Annotated in this window: 16 protein-coding genes; 4 read left to right on the top strand and 12 right to left on the bottom strand. The window is 64.2% G+C overall.

Annotated features, from left to right (window positions below):
* Positions 1–133: 133 nt before the first annotated feature.
* Together argA and argE are read right to left on the bottom strand one after the other, a co-directional pair.
* Positions 134–1,432: an amino-acid N-acetyltransferase gene (argA, locus tag ACIPZB_RS26690; protein ID WP_400643418.1), complete on the bottom strand. Its 1,299-nt coding sequence runs from the start codon at positions 1,430–1,432 to the stop codon at positions 134–136.
* Between the two features lie 125 nt (positions 1,433–1,557).
* On the bottom strand, positions 1,558–2,700 hold the full coding sequence (argE, locus tag ACIPZB_RS26685; RefSeq protein ID WP_400643417.1) for an acetylornithine deacetylase: 1,143 nt from the start codon (positions 2,698–2,700) through the stop codon (positions 1,558–1,560).
* Positions 2,701–2,815: 115 nt separating this feature from the next.
* On the opposite strand from argE, the gene ACIPZB_RS26680 reads away from it, so the two are divergent.
* Positions 2,816–4,192 carry an inorganic triphosphatase gene (locus ACIPZB_RS26680; RefSeq protein ID WP_400643416.1) on the top strand — a complete coding sequence of 459 codons (1,377 nt, stop codon included), beginning with the start codon at positions 2,816–2,818 and terminating at the stop codon, positions 4,190–4,192.
* A gap of 93 nt (positions 4,193–4,285) precedes the next feature.
* Here ACIPZB_RS26680 and ACIPZB_RS26675 read toward each other — a convergent pair whose 3' ends face one another.
* A complete protein-coding gene (locus ACIPZB_RS26675) occupies positions 4,286–4,756 on the bottom strand; it encodes an Lrp/AsnC family transcriptional regulator (RefSeq protein WP_400643415.1) in 471 nt (156 codons plus the stop codon).
* A gap of 126 nt (positions 4,757–4,882) precedes the next feature.
* Here ACIPZB_RS26675 and ACIPZB_RS26670 point away from each other — a divergent pair, with 126 nt between their 5' ends.
* From ACIPZB_RS26670 to ACIPZB_RS26660, 3 genes are all read left to right on the top strand, one after another.
* Positions 4,883–5,200 carry a hypothetical protein gene (locus ACIPZB_RS26670; RefSeq protein WP_400643414.1) on the top strand — a complete coding sequence of 106 codons (318 nt, stop codon included), beginning with the start codon at positions 4,883–4,885 and terminating at the stop codon, positions 5,198–5,200.
* A 96-nt stretch (positions 5,201–5,296) separates the two neighbouring features.
* The gene (locus ACIPZB_RS26665) at positions 5,297–6,973 is read left to right on the top strand and encodes a GspE/PulE family protein (protein ID WP_400643413.1); all 1,677 of its coding nucleotides are present in this window, start codon (positions 5,297–5,299) and stop codon (positions 6,971–6,973) included.
* Between the two features lie 89 nt (positions 6,974–7,062).
* The gene (locus tag ACIPZB_RS26660; protein WP_400643412.1) at positions 7,063–7,377 is read left to right on the top strand and encodes a DUF2388 domain-containing protein; all 315 of its coding nucleotides are present in this window, start codon (positions 7,063–7,065) and stop codon (positions 7,375–7,377) included.
* 120 nt (positions 7,378–7,497) lie between these two features.
* Here ACIPZB_RS26660 and gcvP read toward each other — a convergent pair whose 3' ends face one another.
* From gcvP to pepP, 9 genes are all read right to left on the bottom strand, one after another.
* Positions 7,498–10,371 (bottom strand): aminomethyl-transferring glycine dehydrogenase, encoded by a 2,874-nt coding sequence (gene gcvP / locus ACIPZB_RS26655; protein WP_400643411.1) that lies wholly within the window; start codon positions 10,369–10,371, stop codon positions 7,498–7,500.
* Between the two features lie 173 nt (positions 10,372–10,544).
* Entirely contained in the window at positions 10,545–10,928 is a 384-nt protein-coding gene (gcvH, locus tag ACIPZB_RS26650; RefSeq protein ID WP_400643410.1) for a glycine cleavage system protein GcvH, read from the bottom strand.
* A 48-nt stretch (positions 10,929–10,976) separates the two neighbouring features.
* Positions 10,977–12,059, bottom strand: coding sequence for a glycine cleavage system aminomethyltransferase GcvT (gene gcvT, locus ACIPZB_RS26645; RefSeq protein ID WP_400643409.1), 1,083 nt, complete (start codon positions 12,057–12,059; stop codon positions 10,977–10,979).
* Between the two features lie 122 nt (positions 12,060–12,181).
* Entirely contained in the window at positions 12,182–13,804 is a 1,623-nt protein-coding gene (locus ACIPZB_RS26640; RefSeq protein ID WP_400643408.1) for an ABC transporter permease, read from the bottom strand.
* 160 nt (positions 13,805–13,964) lie between these two features.
* Positions 13,965–14,966 carry an extracellular solute-binding protein gene (locus tag ACIPZB_RS26635; RefSeq protein ID WP_400643407.1) on the bottom strand — a complete coding sequence of 334 codons (1,002 nt, stop codon included), beginning with the start codon at positions 14,964–14,966 and terminating at the stop codon, positions 13,965–13,967.
* Between the two features lie 204 nt (positions 14,967–15,170).
* Positions 15,171–16,388: a 2-octaprenyl-3-methyl-6-methoxy-1,4-benzoquinol hydroxylase gene (locus ACIPZB_RS26630; RefSeq protein ID WP_400643421.1), complete on the bottom strand. Its 1,218-nt coding sequence runs from the start codon at positions 16,386–16,388 to the stop codon at positions 15,171–15,173.
* A gap of 9 nt (positions 16,389–16,397) precedes the next feature.
* Entirely contained in the window at positions 16,398–16,880 is a 483-nt protein-coding gene (locus ACIPZB_RS26625) for a DUF4442 domain-containing protein (protein WP_008099375.1), read from the bottom strand.
* On the bottom strand, positions 16,877–18,076 hold the full coding sequence (gene ubiH, locus ACIPZB_RS26620) for a 2-octaprenyl-6-methoxyphenyl hydroxylase (protein ID WP_400643406.1): 1,200 nt from the start codon (positions 18,074–18,076) through the stop codon (positions 16,877–16,879). The genes ACIPZB_RS26625 and ubiH overlap by 4 nt, the downstream gene beginning before the upstream one ends.
* Positions 18,073–19,407, bottom strand: a complete 1,335-nt coding sequence (gene pepP / locus ACIPZB_RS26615) for a Xaa-Pro aminopeptidase (RefSeq protein ID WP_400643405.1) — start codon at positions 19,405–19,407, stop codon at positions 18,073–18,075. The genes ubiH and pepP overlap by 4 nt, the downstream gene beginning before the upstream one ends.
* Positions 19,408–19,428: the final 21 nt, after the last annotated feature.

Genomic DNA, 19,428 nt, shown 5'->3' with positions numbered 1-19,428 from the left:
CTCGCGGGTATAAGTCTTTCGTTCTTGCATGGAACCTCCTGATTGGGCGAATCATATCGCCCTTAAGAGGTGTCCGGGATCATTAGGCCAGTTCACCTTGTGTCGCGAAAGGGGCGCAACGCGCCCCCAAATATCACAACGGTTTCTCGAAGATCTTCGAATTGCGCTGGTAGTTGTACAGCGAAGCACGCGCCGCCGGCAGTCGCTCCACGCCACTGGGCGCAAAACCACGCTCACGGAACCAGTGCGCGGTCCGCGTGGTAAGCACAAACAGCGTATTCAAGCCCAACTGCCGCGCCCGATCCTCGATGCGCTCGAGCAGCTCATCCCCGCGCCTGCCATGGCGGTATTCCGGGCTCACCGCCAAACAGGCCAGCTCACCCGCCTGCGAATCAGCAATCGGATACAACGCCGCACAAGCGATGATCATGCCTTCGCGCTCGACCACGCTGAACTGCTCGATCTCCCGCTCCAGCACCTCACGCGAGCGCCGTACCAGGATTCCCTGCTCTTCCAGCGGGCTGATCAGTTCCAGCAAGCCACCGACATCCTCGATGGTCGCCTCGCGCACCACTTCGAACTGCTCCTGCGACACCAGCGTACCGCCGCCACCGCGGGTGAACAGCTCGGTGAGCAGGGCGCCGTCCTCGGCATAGCTGACGATATGGCTACGCGCCACGCCGCCCTTGCACGCCTCGGCCGCCGCATCCAGCAACTCGCCTTGATAATCGCTGCCCAGCCGCGCCAGGTGTGGACCGATCTGCTGTGGACGCAGTTCACGCACCAGCTTGCCCTGCTCGTCCAGCAAGCCAGGCTCGGCGCCGAACAGCAGCAATTTATCGGCACCCAGCTCGATGGCGGCGCGGGTGGCCACGTCTTCGCAGGCCAGGTTGAAGATCTCACCGGTAGGCGAATAACCCAGCGGCGACAGCAGCACGATGGAACGCTCGTCGAGCAGGCGGCTGATGCCCTTGCGGTCGATGCGGCGCACTTCGCCGGTATGGTGGTAGTCCACCCCTTCGAGCACGCCGATAGGACGCGCGGTCACCAGGTTGCCGCAGGCCACGCGCAGGCGTGAGCCCTGCATCGGCGATGCGGCGATGTCCATCGACAGGCGCGCCTCGATGGCCAGGCGCAAGGCTCCTACTGCATCGATCACGCAGTCCAGCGTGGCGGCATCGGTGATGCGCATGCCACGGTGGTAATGCGGGGTCAGGCCTCGGGCCGCCAGGCGGCTCTCGATCTGCGGTCGCGAACCATGCACCAGCACCAGGCGTACGCCAAGGCTGTGCAGCAGCACCAGGTCGTGAACGATATTGCCGAAATTCGGGTGTTCCACCCCATCGCCGGGGAGCATGACCACGAAGGTGCAGTCGCGATGGGCATTGATGTACGGGGAGGCATGACGCAGCCAGTTGACGTAATCGGGCATGACAGGGCCTGTGGATAAAGTGGACGGAGAACGGTAGATGACACAGCGTTCAGGATCATCGTCGGAACAGGCTTGCGGTCACGCGCGGTCTCCTCTAGGCAACAACGAATCAGCAGGGTGGACGTTTAATGAAGGCAATAGTGCCGGATCAGATCACGCAATAGACGCACGGTAGGCTCGATTCGTGACATTTCCAGGTATTCACCGGGTTGGTGGGCACAGGCGATATCACCGGGGCCAAGCACGATGGTCTGGCAACCCAGCTGCTGAAGATAAGGCGCCTCGGTGCCGAACGCCACCGCTTCGGCGCGATGCCCGGTCAGGCGTTCGGCCACCTGTACCAGCTCGGCGTCGGCGGCCTGCTCGAACGGCGGTACCGCAGGGAACAACGGCGCGTAGTCGATGCGAACCTCGTGGCGTTCGGCCACCGGCTGCAGCTTGGCCCGAATGGCCGCGCGCAGCTGCTCCACGTCCATGCCCGGCAGCGGGCGCAGGTCGAACTCCAGGGCGCATTGGCCACAGATGCGGTTGGGATTGTCACCGCCGTGGATGCAACCGAAGTTCATGGTTGGCGTGGGCACGCTGAATTGCGGGTTGCGGTAGGTATCCTGCCACTGCCGGCGCAGGCCCATCAGCTCGCCCATCACCGCATGCATGGCCTCCAGGGCGCTGTGGCCCAGGCTGGGGTCCGACGAATGGCCACTGCGCCCGAGGATGTCGATGCGGTCCATCAGAATGCCCTTGTGCATGCGGATCGGCTTCAAGCCAGTGGGCTCGCCGATCACCGCCGCACGGCCCAGCGGCTGCCCGGCCTCGGCCAGGGCGCGGGCGCCGGACATCGAGCTTTCTTCATCACAGGTGGCGAGGATGAGCAGGGGCTGCTTGAAGTCATGCTCGAGCAAGGGGATCACGGCCTCGATGATCAAGGCGAAGAACCCCTTCATGTCGCAGCTGCCAAGGCCCACCCAGCGGCCGTCGACTTCGCTCAGCTTGAGCGGGTCACTGGCCCACAGCTGTTCGTCGTAGGGCACCGTGTCGCTATGCCCGGCCAGCACCAGGCCACCGGGACCGGTGCCGCGGCTGGCCAGCAGGTTGAACTTGCCTGGGCTGACCTGCTGGATATCGCAACGGAAACCCAGGTCGCCCAGCCAGCCCGCCAAGAGGTCGATGACCTGGCGGTTGGACTGGTCCAGCGCAGGCTGGGTGCAACTGACCGAGGGCGCGGCGATCAACGCGGCAAACTGGTCTTTGAGCGTGGGCAACGGCATGCGCGTACTCCTCGGAAGCGTTGCCCATCATAGGGCCATCCGCCGTAAGGAATAAACCGTTGCCAGCCCAGTCCTGTAGACTGCACGGCTATCACGCCCTCCCTTCGAGCCTGCGATGCACAAAGAAACCGAACTCAAGCTCCGCGCCAGCCGCGATACCCTCGCCGCCCTGCGCGAGCACCCTCTGCTGAAAAAGCGCAACAAGTCCGGCTGGCAGACCCGCGAACTGCTCAACCAGTACTTCGACACCCCCGAGCGTGACCTTGCCGCCGCCCGTGTCGCCCTGCGCCTGCGCCGCGATGGCGAGGAAGTCATCCAGACCCTGAAGTGCCGTGGCCAGAGCGTCGCCGGCTTGTCCGAGCGCAACGAGTACGAGTGGCACCTGGACAAGGTCAAGCTCGACCTGAAAAAGCTCGACGCCACCTGCTGGCCCGAGCAACTGGCCGAACTGGACAAGAAAACCATCAAGCCGCTGTTCACCACCGACTTCACCCGCGAATACGCGGAAATCGCCTGGGGCCGTGGCAAGAGCAAGGTTGTGATCGAGGCCGCACTGGACCAGGGCTTCGTGATTGCCGGCAAGCGCAAGGAAGAAATCTGCGAGCTGGAGCTTGAGCTGCGCGAAGGCGAGCCCGAAGCCCTGCTGGAACTGGCCGCCGAACTGGCCGCCAGCCTGCCACTGATGCCGTGCGACATCAGCAAGGCCGAGCGCGGCTATCGCCTGATGGAGCCGGACAGCTACGAGCTGAGCCTGCCTCACACCGAGCTGGAAGCCGAAATGGCGCTGGACGATGCCTTCACGGCCCTCGCCTGGCAGCTGCTGGGCAGCAGCCAGCGCCTGGCCGAGCAGTATCGCCACAATGGCCACTGGCGCCTGCTGCAGGACTGGGTGCAGTGCCTGGCCGAGCTGCGCGCAGTGGTCAGCAGCCTGGGCCAGGCCGCGCCGCGTGCCACCACCCGCGATCTGCGCACCAGCCTGGACGCGCTGCTGGAAGACTGGCGTCCGCTGGTGCAGGCCGGCAATGACGACGAAGACATCCGTCGCGCAGCCCCCGAGCAGTTCATTGATGAGCTCGAGGACGTGCGTTGGGGTCAGTTCTCCCTGGAAACCTCTCGCTGGTTGCTGGCTCGCGGCTGGACCGTCGAGCGCAAGGGCCGAGGCGAGCGCCAGGGCAAGGCACAACTGGCCAGTTGGCTGGCCCATTTGCTGGGCGAGGAAGGCCGGGCGCTGAAGCTGCCGCTGTATACCCAGCGTCCGGAAGACCTGGCCGAGCAGTTGCCGCGTATCGAACAGTTGCTGGTCTGGTTGCGTCATGCACGTCAGGTGCTTGAAGCGCCGCAGATGGACCGCCTGTACGGCGACCTGAAAAAGCTCCACGAGCTGGCGGAGCAACCGCTGTCCGAGGAGCCTGACGAGCTGCTGGAGGCCCGTATCGAGCAGGCTCGTGCGATCGATCAGAGCCGTGGCTGGAAGCATCTGCTCAAGGCTTGATAGCCGCTGTGCCCCCATCGCCGGCAAGCCGGCTCCCACAGGAACTCCACTGCTCTCGGGGTTCATGTGGGAGCCGGCTTGCCGGCGATGGGTTCAACGCATCAATGGCAGGCTGGTGGTGGACTTGATCTCCGACAGCGCCACGATCGAGTTGACCTCCTGAATACCCGGCACGTTCGACAGCTTTTCGAAGAAGAACCGCTCATACGCTTCGATGTCCGACGTAACGATACGCAGCAGAAAATCCACCGACCCCATCAGCACATAACATTCCAGCACTTCCTCAAAACCGCGGATCGCCTCGGTAAATTCGGTGAAGTTGGTGCGCCCGTGTGCGTTGAGCTTCACCTCGGCAAAAATCTGCGTGTTCAGGCCCACCTTCTTGCGATCAAGCAAAGTGACCTGCCCCCGAATGACCCCCTCCTCCTTCAGTCGTTGAATGCGGCGCCAGCAAGGCGATTGTGACAGCCCCACGCGCTCGGCGATTTGAGCGCTGGACAGCGACGCGTCCGCTTGCAGCAGTTCGAGAATGCGGCGGTCGTAGGCATCCAGATCGCTTTGCATGACTAATTCCTAAATTAATGAATTCGCGAATAGATCTATTCGCCACCAGGCGAAATTCATCGAATCATAGCGAAAAAAAACCGACCCCAACCTGCAAGAATTTCTCCCACCTTTGCGGAGACCAGCATGAACGCTCTCGAACGCCCCCAACCCCGTACCGATGCCTGGGCCGCCAACGCCAGCCATGCCAACGTGCACTATTGCCTGCAGGCTGAAGCCGAACCGGACAGCCTGTGCCGCGTGCTCAACCTGTTCGCCCTGCAGTTCCTGACCCCACATAGCGTGAACGCCAGCCAGCAGGATGATCTGCTCGACATCGAAATTGGCATCGACGGGCTCAGCTGGCATCGGGCCGAGGTCATTGCACAGAAACTGCGCAACCTGGTGTGCGTGGCAAGTGTCAGCCTGGAGCGTCAGGTGCGAGTGGAGTTGGCGGTGGTCTGATCCGCTGCCGCAAGACTTCGAAATCCTTTACCCGCCAGGAATCACAACCGCCGGCTAGCCTTGCCCAGGAACTCATCACCTGGCACGGATGCCGCCATGCACACTCCGGACGATCGCTCCCTAGACTTGTCGTTACTGCTGGACGCCCTGCAGAGCGACCAGCACCTGGCCACCCACGATGCCCACCGGGTACTGGAATTCGCCACCGCACACCCTGGCCGGCACCCGCTGGAAACCATCGCCGCACTCAACCTCGAAGACCGCCGCACACCCGGCCAACGGCTGCACCTGGACAGCCTGTGTCAATGGCTCGCCCGCAAAGTCGGCCAACCTTACCTGCGCATCGACCCCCTGCAACTCGACCTGGTGCAGGTCAACGGGCTGATATCCCCTGCCTTCGCGCGGCGCCACGGCATCTTCATCGTTGCCAGCGATACCCACGGCATCACCGTCGCCAGCGCACAACCCTACCAGGACCAATGGCAAGCCGACCTGGGCCGTAGCCTGGGCAAGCCGATCCTGCGTGTGCTGGCCAGCCCGCTGCAGATACGCCAGATGGGCCAGTCGATGGTGCGGCTGGCTCACTCGGTACAAGGCGCACAGCGTCAGCAGCCGGCAAGCTTCGGCGAGCTGGAACAGTTGCTGGACGTGGGCAAGCGCCAGGCAGAGCCCGGCGTCGATGATGCGCCTATCGTGCACATCGTCGATTGGCTGCTGCAGTACGCCATCGAGCAACGCGCCAGCGACATTCACCTTGAACCACGCCGCGATCAAGGACGGTTGCGCTACCGGATAGACGGCCTGCTGCATACCGTCTATGCGTTTCCGGCGAATGTGATGCTGGCGGTGGTCAGCCGGCTGAAACACCTCGGGCGCATGGATGTGGCGGAAAAACGCCGACCACAAGATGGCCGGGTGAAGAGCCGGCTGTCAGCCGGGGGGGAAGTGGAGATGCGCTTGTCGACCCTGCCGACGCCGTTCGGCGAGAAGCTGGTGCTACGCCTGTTCGACCCGCTGCAGTTGCAGGAGAACTTCGACCGCCTCGGCCTTGAAGGTGAACAGCTGGTCCAGTGGCGATCACTGCTGCAGCGACGCCAGGGCATCCTGCTGGTCACTGGCCCCACGGGGTCCGGCAAAACCAGCACGCTTTACGCGAGCCTCAAGCTGTTGGCCACACCGGAGGTCAACCTGTGCACCATCGAAGACCCGATCGAGCGCCTGGAGCCGGCCTTCAACCAGCTGCAGGTGCAACCGGCGCTCGACCTGGGCTTTGCCAATGGCGTGCGCGCCATGCTGCGTCAGGACCCGGACATCATCATGATCGGCGAGATCCGCGACCGCGAGACGGCGCTGGTGGCCGTGCAGGCTGCGCTCACCGGGCACCTTGTGCTCTCGACCCTGCACACCAATGACAGCTGTAGCGCCATCACCCGCCTGCTGGAGCTAGGCGTGGCGGATTACCTGATCAGGGCCACCCTGGGCGGGGTGATGGCCCAGCGCCTGGTGCGCTTGCTCTGCCATGAATGCCAAGGGCGTCCATCGAGCCCTTCTTGCCAGGTTTGCCGGGGTACCGGCTTTCATGGCCGCACAGGCGTGTTCGAATTGCTGATTCCCAGCGAAAGCCTGCGCGCACGGATCAGTGTCGACACTGATCTGGCCAAACTGCAACGGCAAGCTCTAGCTGAAGGGTTGCAGGATTTGCGCAGCTGTGGGGAGGCCAAAGTGGCCCGTGGGCTGACCCGTTCCGATGAGGTGCTGCGGGTCTGCTCATGAGCAAAAAACCCTTGTATTCAAGGAACTTGCGACCATTTGGCCCGATCAAAGCGGGCATCTCCAACCCTCACCCTTCGAGGTGTTTCATCATGCGTCTCAAAACCGCCATCGCAGCTGCTGCCCTGCTTTCGCTGCCTGTGGGCTCCGCCATGGCCGATACCTTCTGGCGTAATGTAATGACTTCCGGTGCTACCACGGCATCGAGCTACATCACTTCGCACGACAAAAAGCTGGTACTCGCGGCGCAGGATGACGCGGGCAGCTTCGTCGCCAGCGAGGGCGCTATTCGTGGGCCGTTCCTTGAGCAGGCGCTGCGTCAGGTACGCACCGAGAACCCAGGGATGCAGGCTTCGGACATGGAACTGGCCAATGCCATTCTGGCCAGGAATGCGGTAGCCGAGTAATCGCTGCGGGGGCTTCGCCCCCGATCGCCGGCAAGCCGGCTCCCACAAGTACCTCTCAAGCTGTCAGCGCATCGAGAGCCTGTGGGAGCCGGCTTGCCGGCGATGATGCCTACACCGATCTCAGCGATAAGCCTCCACCGGCACGCAAGCACAGAACAGATTCCTGTCCCCATACACGTTGTCCACCCGGTTCACCGCCGGCCAGTACTTGTGCTGGCGCACGTGAGCACTGGGTGCCACCGCCTGCTCAAGGCTGTACGGCCGGGTCCACGGCGCCAGCACATCGGCCAGGGTATGCGGTGCGTGCTTGAGTGGGTTGTCCTCCGCCGGCCAGGTACCGTCCTGCACCTGGTCAATCTCCGCACGAATCGCCAGCATCGCTTCGATGAAGCGGTCCAGTTCGGCTTTCGACTCGCTCTCGGTCGGCTCGACCATCAGTGTCCCCGGTACCGGGAACGACATGGTCGGGGCATGGAAGCCATAGTCCATCAGGCGCTTGGCGACATCCTCTTCAGTGATACCGGTCTGGGCCTTCAGCGGCCTGAGATCGAGAATGCACTCATGGGCCACATGCTGATTGCGCCCGCGGTACAGCACCGGGAACGCCCCGCCCAGTTGGCTGGCCAAGTAGTTGGCCGACAGAATGGCCACCTCGCTGGCGTCGGCCAGTTGCGGGCCCATCATGGCGATGTACATCCAGCTGATTGGCAGGATGCTCGCGCTGCCCCAAGGGGCGGCACTGACTGCGCTGTTGTTCGGGTCCAGGCCCGGTACCGGCACCACCGGGTGGCTGGCAACGAAGGGCTTGAGGTGGGCGCCAATTCCGATCGGCCCCATGCCGGGCCCGCCGCCACCGTGCGGGATACAGAAGGTCTTGTGCAGGTTCATGTGCGAGACGTCGGCACCCATGTCCGCTGGCCGCGCCAGGCCGACCTGGGCGTTGAGGTTGGCACCGTCCATGTACACCTGGCCGCCCTGTTGATGGACGACCTCGCATATCTCGCGAATGCCCTCTTCATACACGCCATGGGTCGAGGGGTAAGTGACCATCAGGCAGGACAACCTGTCCCCGGCAGCGTGCGCCTTGGCCTTGAGGTCCGCGAGATCGACATTGCCCTCGTCATCACAATCGACGATCACCACCTCCATGCCGGCCATTTGCGCCGAAGCCGGGTTGGTGCCGTGGGCCGATGACGGGATCAGGCAGAGGGTGCGCTGGGCTTGGTGGCGGCTGCGGTGGTAGCGCGTGATCGCCATCAGCCCGGCGTATTCGCCCTGCGCGCCGGAGTTGGGCTGCATGCAGATGGCGTCGAAGCCGGTAATGGCGCACAACCAGCGTTCCAGCTCATCGATCATCGCCTTGTAGCCCGTGGCCTGGGCAGCAGGCGCGAAGGGGTGAAGCTGGGCGAAACCGGGCCAGGTGATGGGGATCATCTCACTGGTGGCATTGAGCTTCATGGTGCAGGAACCCAGCGGAATCATTGACTGGTTCAGCGCCAGGTCCTTGTTCTCCAGCTGCTTGAGGTAGCGCAGCATCTCGGTTTCGCTGTGGTGCAGGTTGAACACCGGGTGGGCGAGAAACGGCGTGCGTCGTACCAGGGCGGCAGGAATACCCTCGGGCAGCGCTTGCTGGTCGAGGGTGGCGATGTCCAGGCCATGGTTCACGCCGAGGAAGATGTCGAAAAGCCGCAATACGGTCTGTTCGCTGCAGGTTTCGTCCAGGCTTACCCCCAGATGCCCGCGACCGAGGATACGCACGTTGATGCGCGCCGCCTCGGCGCTTTCGATGATCGCCGCCTGGGCGCCGCCGACGTCCACCGTCAGGGTGTCGAAGAAGTGCTGGTTGAGGCGTTTGAGGCCCTTGGCCTCAAGGCCGGCCGCCAGCACGAAGGTGAGCCGGTGCACGCGCTGGGCGATGCGCTGCAAGCCTTCAGGGCCGTGGTAGACCGCATAGAAACCAGCAATGTTGGCCAACAGCACCTGGGCTGTGCAGATATTGGAGTTGGCCTTCTCGCGGCGGATGTGTTGCTCGCGGGTCTGCAGCGCCATGCGCAGCGCGGTATTGCCACGGGCATCGCGCGACACGCCGATGATGCGCCCGGGCATCGCCCGCTTGAAGTCGTCGCGGCAGGCGAAATAGGCCGCGTGGGGGCCGCCGTACCCCATGGGCACGCCGAAGCGCTGGGTCGAGCCCAACACCACATCGGCACCCAGTTCACCTGGCGGTGTCAGCACCACCAGGCTGAGCAGGTCGGCGGCCACGCAGGCCAGGGCATGCTGGCTGTGCAGCTGGTCGATCAGCGGGCGCAGGTCGCGCACCTCGCCATGGGTATCGGGGTATTGCAGCAAGGCGCCGAACACCTGGTGCTTGGCGAGGTTATCCACAGCGTCGACGATCAGCTCGAACCCGAACCCTTCGGCGCGGGTGCGCAACACCGACAGCGTCTGTGGGTGGCAGTGCTCGTCCGCGAAGAACGCATTGCTCTTGTTGCGCGCCACCCGCTTGGCCAGGGCCATGGCTTCGGCAGCCGCAGTGGCTTCATCGAGCAACGAGGCATTGGCCAGGGCCAGGCCGGTGAGGTCGATGACCATTTGCTGGAAGTTCAGCAACGCTTCCAGTCGGCCTTGGGCGATTTCTGGCTGATAGGGCGTGTAGGCGGTGTACCAGCCGGGGTTTTCCAGCACGTTGCGCAAGATGACGGTGGGGGTGACGGTGCCGTGGTAGCCCATGCCGATCAGGCTGGTCCAGACCTGGTTCTGCTCGGCGTAGCCGGCGAGCTTGGCCAGTGCGGCCTGTTCGTCCAGGGCTGGCGGCAGGTCGAGGGGGCGGTTGAGGCGGATGCCCGGTGGCACTGTCTGCTCGATCAACTCGCTGCGGCTCTTCAGGCCAAGGGTAGCGAGCATGGCCTGCTGCTCCGAGGCATCGGGCCCCAGGTGGCGGCGCAGGAAAGGGTTGAGCTCTTGCAGTTGATGCAGGGATGGCGACTGGGACATGACGACGCTCTCTTCCTAGACCAGGTCTCATGGAGACTTATAAGTCTAGGAAGGATTGCCGAGAGTGCGGGAAAACTTGCTTGCAGGCCCGGCCTCATCGCCGGCAAGCCGGCTCCCACAGGGTTCGGTGCAGTCCTTGTGGGAGCCGGCTTGCCGGCGATGAGGCCAGCAGCTTATTCGCCGATAGCGGCCTTGTACCCGGCGGCATCCAGCAGCTTGTCCAGCTCAGACTTGTCGCTTGGCTTGAGCTTGAAGATCCAGGCACCGTAAGGTTCTTCGTTGAGCTGTTCCGGGTTGTCGGCCAGCGCTTCGTTGACGGCGATCACCTCGCCACTGACCGGGGCGTAGATGTCGGAAGCGGCCTTGACCGACTCGACCACACCCGCCGCATCGCCGGCCGCGAAGGTTTTGCCGACTTCGGCCAGCTCGACGAACACCACGTCACCCAAGGCTTCCTGGGCGTGGTCGCTGATACCCACGGTCACGCTGCCATCGGATTCCAGGCGCGCCCACTCGTGGCTTTCGGCAAAACGCAGATCGGCGGGGATATTGCTCATGTCTTGTATTCCTCGATTGGGTCAGCGGTTCGGCCCGCCGTTGATTGTTCAGATGAGAATCTTGCCGTGGCGCACGAAGGTCGGTTTGACCACGCGCACCGGGTACCACTTGCCGCGAATCTCGACCTCGGCACGGTCGCCGGTGGCCATGGGTACGCGGGCCAGGGCAATGGACTTGCTCAGCGTAGGAGAGAAACTACCACTGGTGATCTCCCCTTCGCCAATGCCGCCAACGCGAACGACCTGATGGGCACGCAGAACACCGCGCTCTTCCAGTACCAGACCGACCAGTTTGTCCTGCACGCCACGCTCGATTTCCGCCAGCAGACCGGCACGGCCAATGAAGTCGCGCTCGGCAGGTTCCCAGGCGATGCACCAGCCCAGGTTGGAAGTGAGTGGGGTGTGGCTTTCGTCGATGTCCTGGCCGTACAGGTTCATGCCGGCTTCCAGGCGCAATGTGTCGCGGGCACCCAGGCCACTGGGGGCGATACCGGCACCGACCAGGTCGTTGTAGAAGGCGACGGCCTCACAGCCCGGCAGAATGATCTCCAGACCGTCCTCACCGGTATAACCCGTGCGGGCAATGAACCAGTCGCCTTCGGCAACACCTTCGAACGAGCGCAGCTCGCGAATCAGCGCGGCGCGCGATGCGCTGAGCAAGGCGGCGACCTTGTCCCGGGCCTGTGGACCTTGAATGGCGAGAATGGCCAGATCAGGGCGCACCTTGAAATCGACAGAGAACCCGCTTTGCTGGGCCTCCAGCCAAGCCACGACCTTGGCCCGCGTCGACGCATTGGTGACCAGCCGATAGCCATTTTCGGTGCGATAGGCGAGCAGATCATCGATGACCCCGCCCGCTTCGTTGAGCAATGGGCTGTAGAGCGCCTTGCCGATAGCGTCCAGGCGGGCGACATCGTTGGCCAGCAACCGCTGCAACCAGGCGGTGGCATCAAGGCCAGCGACGTCGATGACGGTCATATGGGAAACATCGAACACCCCACAGTCGCTGCGGACCTGATGGTGCTCCTCGACCTGCGAGCCATAGTGCAGGGGCATGTCCCAGCCACCGAAATCGACCGTCTTGGCACCTAGCGCCAGGTGCAAGTCGTACAAGAGCGTGCGCTGTCCCATGGGTTCTCCTTCCGGGCGTGGCGAAGCGGCGGCGGTTGTTGACGTTTGATCGTCAGCTCTTCTTGTAGGACCCGCCGCGCGAATGCCGCGCATTGTAGCCGCAAGGGCGCGGGCTGGCATCCTCAGTGAGTGTGACCGGGGCGCCGAGCAGAACGGCGAATCAGGCCGATGACCGGCAACAGGCCCACCAGCACCAGGGTCAACGCGGGCAACGACGCGCGCGCCCACTCGCCTTCGCTGGTCATCTCGAATACCCGTACCGCCAAGGTGTCCCAGCCGAACGGGCGCATCAGCAAGGTGGCGGGCATCTCCTTGAGCACGTCGACGAATACCAGCAGCGCAGCGCTGAGGGCACCCGGCACCAGCAGTGGCAGATACACCTTGAAAAATAATCTCACGCCACCGACTCCCAGGCTTCGCGAGGCCTCGGGCAACGACGGTCGGATGCGTTCCAGGCCGCTTTCCAGCGGCCCATAAGCCACGGCGATGAAGCGCACCAGATAGGCCAGCAGCAGGGCTGCCAGGCTGCCCAGCAGCAGCGGCTTGCCCGCCCCGCCCAGCCATGTCGAGAGCGGAATTACCAGGTGGTTATCGAGGTAGCTGAACGCCAGCATGATCGAAACCGCCAAGACCGATCCGGGCAATGCGTACCCCAGATTGGCCAGGCCAACCCCGGCACGTATACCGCCCGTCGGCGCCTGGCGACGCGCGAAGGCCAGCAGCAACGCCACGCACACAGTGATCAGCGCGGCCATGCCTCCCAGGTACAGGGTGTGCAGCACCAGTCCGACATAGCGTTCATCCAGGTCATGCCGCCCACGCTGCCAGAACCACACCAGCAATTGCAGCAGCGGGATGACGAAGGCACAGGCGAACACCAGCAGGCACCAACCGCTGGCCAACAGCGCCTTGATACCTCGCAGGTGATACAGCGCGTGCCCGCGGGGCCGCTCATTGCCGGTGCGGGTCGCGCCCCGTGCACGGCGTTCGCCGTACAGCACCAACATCACGGCCAACAGCAGCAAGCTGGCCAACTGGGCCGCGCTGGACAGGCTGAAGAAGCCGTACCAGGTCTTGTAGATGGCCGTGGTGAAGGTATCGAAATTGAAGACCGCCACCGCACCGAAATCCGCCAGGGTCTCCATCAGGGCCAGGGCGATGCCGGCGCCAATGGCCGGCCGCGCCATGGGCAAGGCCACCCGCCAGAACGCCTGCAGTGGTGACAAGCCCAGCACCCGCGCGGCTTCCATCAGGCCCTTGCCCTGAGCCAGGAACGCCGTGCGTGCGAGCAGATAGACATAGGGGTAGAACACCAGCACCAACACCGTGATCACGCCCCCCGTCGAGCGCACCCGCGGCAGGCGCATCGGCCCGAACACTTCGCGCAAGACGCTTTGCACAGGGCCGGCAAAGTCGAGCAGGCCGACGAAGACGAAGGCCAGGACGTAGGCGGGAATCGCGAAGGGCAGCATCAGTGCCCAGTCCAGCCAGCGCCTGCCAGGGAATTCGCAAAGGCTAGTGAGCCAGGCCAGGCTGACACCGAGCACAGTGACACCCACGCCCACGCCCAGCACCAGGGTGACAGTGTTGCCCAGCAGGCGGCTCATCTGGGTGTCGAGCAGGTGCGACCAGATTTGCAGGTCGATCGATTGCCAGGCCAGCAGCAGGACGCTCAGGGGCAGGAGCACCAGGGCGGCGATCAGGGAGACCGGGAGATACCAGCGGCGTTGGGGGGCGTGGGGCAAGGTCAAGAATCTCGGTTGCGATGGCGACCGCTACGCGGTCGATCGCGGGCAAGCCCGCTCCTACAGATCGGTGCCGCCCGCGAGGGTTTCACAGTACCTGTGGGAGCCGGCTTGCCGGCGATAGGGCCCTAACAGACCCCAGAAGGATAAGGCCTGGCGCTTAGTTCCAGCCAGCCCGGTCCATCAAACGAATGGCCTCGGCCTGACGCTTGCCAGCCACCTCGACCGGAATGCTGTCCGCCTTGAAGCTCCCCCAGGCCGCCACTTCCTCCGAAGGCTTGACCTTCGGGTTGGCCGGGAATTCCTGGTTGATGTCGGCGAACAGCTTCTGCGCTTTCTCGCCGGTCATCCATTCCACCAGCTTCTTCGCCGCTTCAGGGTGCGGTGCATGCTTGGTCAGGCCGATACCCGACAGGTTGACGTGCACCCCGCGGTCGCCCTGGTTCGGCCAGAAGATCTTCACCGGCAGTTTCGGGTTCTGGTTGTGCATACGGCCGTAGTAGTAGGTGTTGACCACGCCCACATCGCACTGGCCCGCCTCGATGGCCTGGATCACCGCGTTGTCGTCCGAGAACACGTCGGTGGACAGGTTGTTGACCCACCCCTTGACGATCTTTTCGGCCTCAGCTTCGCCGTGGTTCTCGATCAGCGTGGCGGTCAGCGACTGGTTGTAGACTTTCTTCGCCGTGCGCAAGCACAGGCGGCCTTCCCACTGCTTGTCGGCCAAGGCTTCGTAGGTGGTCAGTTCCTCGGGTTTGACCCGATCGGTGGAGTAGATGATGGTGCGTGCACGCAGGCTCAAGCCGGTCCAGTCATGGGAAGAGGCGCGGTACTGCGGCGGAATGTTCTGGTCGATGATCGGCGACTTGATCGGCTGCAGAATGCCCATCTGCTCGGCCTGCCAGAGGTTGCCGGCATCGACGGTCAGCAACAGGTCGGCCACACCGTTCTCGCCCTCGGCCTTGATGCGCTGCATCAGCGGGGCTTCCTTGTCGGTGATGAACTTGATCTTGACCCCGGTTTCGGCGGTGTAGGCATCGAACACGGGCTTGATCAGCTCGTCGATGCGCGAGGAGTACACCACCACTTCGTCCGCCGCCTGGGCGGCGCCGCCGAACAAGGTCAGGGCCAGGGCGGCCAGTAGGGGCTTGCGTGGCAACATGGGAAGCACTCCTCGGATCGTATGAGAGGCGCAAATGGTAGTTAATCCCATTTTCTGGCTCACCTACCCAGCCGTTACCGGATGTTGCAGGCTGGGACTGCTTCGCAGTCCTTTCGCGACACAAGGCCGCTCCTACAAGGGACAACACGTTCGTGTAGGAGCGGCCTTGTGTCGCGAAAGGGCCGCAAAGCGGCCCCAGCCATCTCAGGCCCTGGCCAAATCCGGAAGATCACCACTCAACCCAAGCGCCTGACGCACGAACACCGCCTTGGCCTCCGGCATCTGCTCCACCAGCTTCAACCCACTGTTACGCAACCAGCGCAACGGCAGCGGATTGGCCTGGAACAACCGCTCGAAGCCTTCCATCGCCGCCATCAGCGCCAGGTTATGCGGCATGCGCCGGCGCTCGTAACGGCTGAGCACCTTCACATCAGCCAGGCGCTCGCCACGCTCACAGGCATTCACCAGCACTTCGGCCAGCACCGCGGCATCGAGGAAGCCCAGATTGACGCCTTGCCCCGCCAGGGGGTGGATGGTGTGCGCGGCATCGCCGATCAGGGCCAGCCCCTCATCCACATAGCGCTTGGCGTGGCGCTGACGCAGCGGTACGCAGACACGCGGGTCGGCCTCCAGCACTTCGCCCAAGCGCCCTTCGAAAGCGCGCTCCAGGGCCTTGCGGAAGACCTCGTCAGACATCCCCATGAGCTGTTCGGCCTGCTCCGGCGTAGTCGACCAGACGATCGAGCACCAGTCCTGCTTGCCGTCACGCAGCAGGGGCAGGAACGCCAGCGGCCCCTCATCGGTGAACCGCTGCCAGGCGGTGCCCTGGTGTGCGGCACTGCAGCGCACACTGGTGACGATGGCGTGGTGCAGGTAGTCCCATTCGCGGGTTTCGCAACCGGCCAGGCGCCGCACCGCCGAATTGGCGCCATCGGCGGCCACCACCAGCGGCGCACGCAGGCGGCGCCCATCGGCCAGGGTCAGCAGCCACTCGTCGCCAGAACGACGCAGTTGCTCCAGACGGGCATTGGGCAGCAGACCGATGTCGCTGTCGTGCAGGCGGTCCAGCAGGCCGTCCTGCACGACCCGGTTCTCGACGATGTGGCCCAGCGTCTGGGCATGCACGCTGGCAGCCGAGAAATGAATCTGCCCGGTGCCGCTGCCGTCCCACACATGCATGTCGGTATAGGGTGCGACACGCCGCTTGGCGATACCTTCCCAGGCGCCCAAGCGCTCCAGGATGCGCTGGCTGGCGGCCGACAGGGCACTGACCCGGGGCTCGAACGGCGCGTTGCCATCGAACGGTTTGACCGACAGCGAGCCGCCATCGAGCAGGAGGATTTCCAGGCCGCTATGGCGCAAGGCCAGGGCCAGGGCGCTGCCGACCATACCGGCACCGACAATCAACAGATCTGCGCGCATTTCCATGCCTTACGCCTGCCTCGCTTGCGGCTTGAGCCGCACGTATAGGGTTTTATCGACCCGCGCCACCAGCTCACCGGTGCCGTCGCGGATATCGACCTGCAAATGTGGCAGGTACTTCTTGCCACTGGCGGTCTGCTGGCGGATTTCCTCAAGCAGCGCGTCATCGACATGGAATTCGGCATACACCGGGCCCTTGCCTGGGGTGATGAAGTCGATGCTGGCGGCCTTGTCCCAGACGATGTACTCACGGCCCAGCTGCTCGATCAGCAGCAGCATGTAGAACGGGTCGACCATGGAATACAGACTGCCGCCGAACTGGGTACCGACATAGTTGCGGTTCCAGCGGGTGAGCTTCATGCACACCTTGACGCTGCGCATGTCCGGACTGATGTGCTGGATGCGGATACCGGCACCGAGGTACGGCGGGTAGAGGTTCAGCAGCCAGCGCAACATGCGCGCCCGGCGCGCCAGCCTGCGCGGGTCGCTCATGCCTGGCCCCGCGGATCGGGGCGAGTGCCCAGGCCCATGGCCTGGCGGGCGAACCAGCTTTTTGCCGGTGGCAGCAGGTCGAGGCCGAGCAGACCGATGTTGCGTCCAGCCGCCAGCAAGGGCTGATTGCTGCCGAACAGGCGAGTGACCTGGTCGGAGAAGCCGATGGTCAAGGCCTGGTCGAGCCGCTGGCGTTGATGATAGGCCAGCAAGGTCGCCAGGTCGCCTGGCTGCTGGGGACCGGCCAACAGCGCGTCGGCCAGCGACTGCACGTCGCGCAGCGACAGGTTGAAGCCCTGACCGGCGATCGGGTGCAAGCTGTGCGCGGCATTGCCCAGCACCACCAGATGCGGGCGTACCTGCTCCTGTGCTTCGACCAGCGCCAGCGGATAGAGGTGCCGCGCGCCGACCTGGCGCAACGCGCCAAGGCGGTAGCCGAAGGCATCCTGCAGCTCGCGCAGGAAGCTGCGCTCGTCGATTTCCGCCAGGCGACGGGCATCCATCCCCTGCCGAGTCCAGACCAATGCGCAGCGGTTTTCCGGCAACGGCAACAGGGCCATGGGGCCCTGCTCGGTAAAGCGTTCGAAGGCCTGGCCGCCATGCGCTTCGCCTGGGGAGATATTGGCGATCAGCGCACTTTGTTCATACGGCGTGCGGCGCACGTGGATGCCCAGTTGTTCGCGCAGATCGGAGCGGCCACCATCGGCCAGCACCGCCAAATCGCATTCCAGGCTGGTGTCGTCTTCCAGCTGCAGCCGGTAACCGCCTTCGATGGCCTGCATCGCCCGCACTTCGGCCGGGCAGCGCCAGCTCACCACTTCTCGGTCCAGCCCTTGCCACAGGCACTGGCCAAGCCAGGCGTTCTCGACCACGTAGCCCAGTGCCGGCACGCCTTCTTCCTGCGCGTCGAGGCGCGTGGCGCCGAAGCGTCCAAGGTCGGACACATGAATTTGCCGGATCGGCTCGGCACGCGGGCTGATCGCTTGCCAAAGGCCAAGGTGCTGATAGATCTGCTGAGTGCCGAACGACAGCGCCGACGAGCGTGCGTCGTAGCTCGGCTGGAAGCTGTCGCCTGGTGCGAAGGGTTCGATCAGCACGATTTTCCAGCCACGCGCCTTGGCCCCGGCCTGCAGTGCCAGCGCCAGGCTCGCGCCCACCAGCCCGCCGCCAATGATCGCCAGGTTGACCCGATTCATGCCGCGTCCTTACGGGCTGCCTGCATCAGCGCCTCGATCTCGGCGACCGTGCTGGGCACGCCCGAGGTGAGAATTTCACAACCTTGCCTGGTCACCACCACGTCGTCCTCGATCCTTACGCCGATGCCACGCCATTTCTTCGCGACATTCTGGTTGTCGGCGGCAATGTAGATGCCTGGCTCGACGGTCAGCGCCATGCCGGGTTCCAGCACGCGCCACTGGCCGCCCACCTTGTATTCACCGACATCGTGCACATCCATGCCCAGCCAGTGCCCGGCGCGGTGCATGTAGAAGGCCCGGTAGGCCTCACTGTCGATCAGCGCCTGCACTTCACCCTTGAGCAGCCCCAGTTCAACCAGGCCCTCGGTGATGACCCGCACGGTGGCCTCGTGGGCGTGGTTCCAGTGCTTGCCCGGTGCGATCTCGGCGAAGGCGGCGTGCTGGGCTTTGAGCACCAGCTCGTAGATGGCCTTCTGCTCCGGCGAAAAACGCCCGCTGACCGGGAAGGTGCGGGTGATGTCACTGGCATAGCAGTCGATCTCGCAGCCGGCATCGATCAGTACCAGGTCGCCTTCCTTGAGCGGTGCGTCGTTTTCCTGATAGTGCAGGATGCAGCCATTGCGACCGGCGGCGACGATCGAGCCGTAGGCAGGCATCTTCGCCCCGCCCTTGCGGAACTCGTAGTCCAGTTCGGCTTCCAGGCTGTATTCATGCAGCCCTGGCCGGCAGGCCTGCATGGCCCGTACATGGGCCCGCGCGGAAATCGCCGCGGCAGCACGCATCACCTTCACTTCCGTCGCCGATTTATACAGGCGCATGTCGTGCAGCAGGTGATCCAGCGCAACGAACTCGTTCGGCGGCTGGGCGCCGAGGCGGGCCTTGGAGCGGATCACGTTGATCCAGTCCATCAGCCGGCGGTCGAACTCGGCGTTGCTGCCCATGGCGCTGTAGACCCGCTCGCGGCCTTCGATCAGGCCGGGGAGGATCTCGTCGATGTCGGTGATCGGAAAGGCATCGTCCGCGCCGAAGTCACGGACCGCGCCTTCCTGCCCGGCGCGCAGGCCGTCCCATTGCTCGCGCTCGGGGTTGCGCTCGCGGCAGAACAGCACGTATTCGCCATGCTCGCGCCCTGGGATCAGCGCGATCACCGCCTCCGGCTCCGGGAAGCCGCTGAGGTACTGGAAGTCGCTGTCCTGCCGGTACACGTGCTCGACATCGCGGTTGCGGATGGCAACCGCGGCCGCCGGCAGAATGGCAATGCTGTTGGGGACCATCTGCGCCATCAGCGCCTTGCGCCGACGGGCATACTCGGCCTTGGGTATGTGGCTCATGGGCAGAACTACCCCCGGTTG

This window comes from Pseudomonas sp. NPDC089396 (genome assembly GCF_044749545.1).
Lineage (GTDB): Bacteria > Pseudomonadota > Gammaproteobacteria > Pseudomonadales > Pseudomonadaceae > Aquipseudomonas.
Note: the sequence above shows the minus strand (reverse complement) of the source record. Positions and strands in the feature narration are given on the sequence as shown.

Coding starts and splice junctions, on each gene's coding strand:
- ACIPZB_RS26625 (WP_008099375.1), bottom strand. CDS start 16,880: ATGAGCGACCCGCGCAGGCTGGCGCGCCGGGCGCGCATGTTGCGCTGG.
- argE (WP_400643417.1), bottom strand. CDS start 2,700: ATGCCGTTGCCCACGCTCAAAGACCAGTTTGCCGCGTTGATCGCCGCG.
- pepP (WP_400643405.1), bottom strand. CDS start 19,407: ATGAGCCACATACCCAAGGCCGAGTATGCCCGTCGGCGCAAGGCGCTG.
- gcvH (WP_400643410.1), bottom strand. CDS start 10,928: ATGAGCAATATCCCCGCCGATCTGCGTTTTGCCGAAAGCCACGAGTGG.
- ACIPZB_RS26635 (WP_400643407.1), bottom strand. CDS start 14,966: ATGTTGCCACGCAAGCCCCTACTGGCCGCCCTGGCCCTGACCTTGTTC.
- ubiH (WP_400643406.1), bottom strand. CDS start 18,076: ATGAATCGGGTCAACCTGGCGATCATTGGCGGCGGGCTGGTGGGCGCG.
- ACIPZB_RS26660 (WP_400643412.1), top strand. CDS start 7,063: ATGCGTCTCAAAACCGCCATCGCAGCTGCTGCCCTGCTTTCGCTGCCT.
- gcvP (WP_400643411.1), bottom strand. CDS start 10,371: ATGTCCCAGTCGCCATCCCTGCATCAACTGCAAGAGCTCAACCCTTTC.
- ACIPZB_RS26630 (WP_400643421.1), bottom strand. CDS start 16,388: ATGCGCGCAGATCTGTTGATTGTCGGTGCCGGTATGGTCGGCAGCGCC.
- argA (WP_400643418.1), bottom strand. CDS start 1,432: ATGCCCGATTACGTCAACTGGCTGCGTCATGCCTCCCCGTACATCAAT.
- ACIPZB_RS26680 (WP_400643416.1), top strand. CDS start 2,816: ATGCACAAAGAAACCGAACTCAAGCTCCGCGCCAGCCGCGATACCCTC.
- gcvT (WP_400643409.1), bottom strand. CDS start 12,059: ATGGGACAGCGCACGCTCTTGTACGACTTGCACCTGGCGCTAGGTGCC.
- ACIPZB_RS26665 (WP_400643413.1), top strand. CDS start 5,297: ATGCACACTCCGGACGATCGCTCCCTAGACTTGTCGTTACTGCTGGAC.
- ACIPZB_RS26670 (WP_400643414.1), top strand. CDS start 4,883: ATGAACGCTCTCGAACGCCCCCAACCCCGTACCGATGCCTGGGCCGCC.
- ACIPZB_RS26675 (WP_400643415.1), bottom strand. CDS start 4,756: ATGCAAAGCGATCTGGATGCCTACGACCGCCGCATTCTCGAACTGCTG.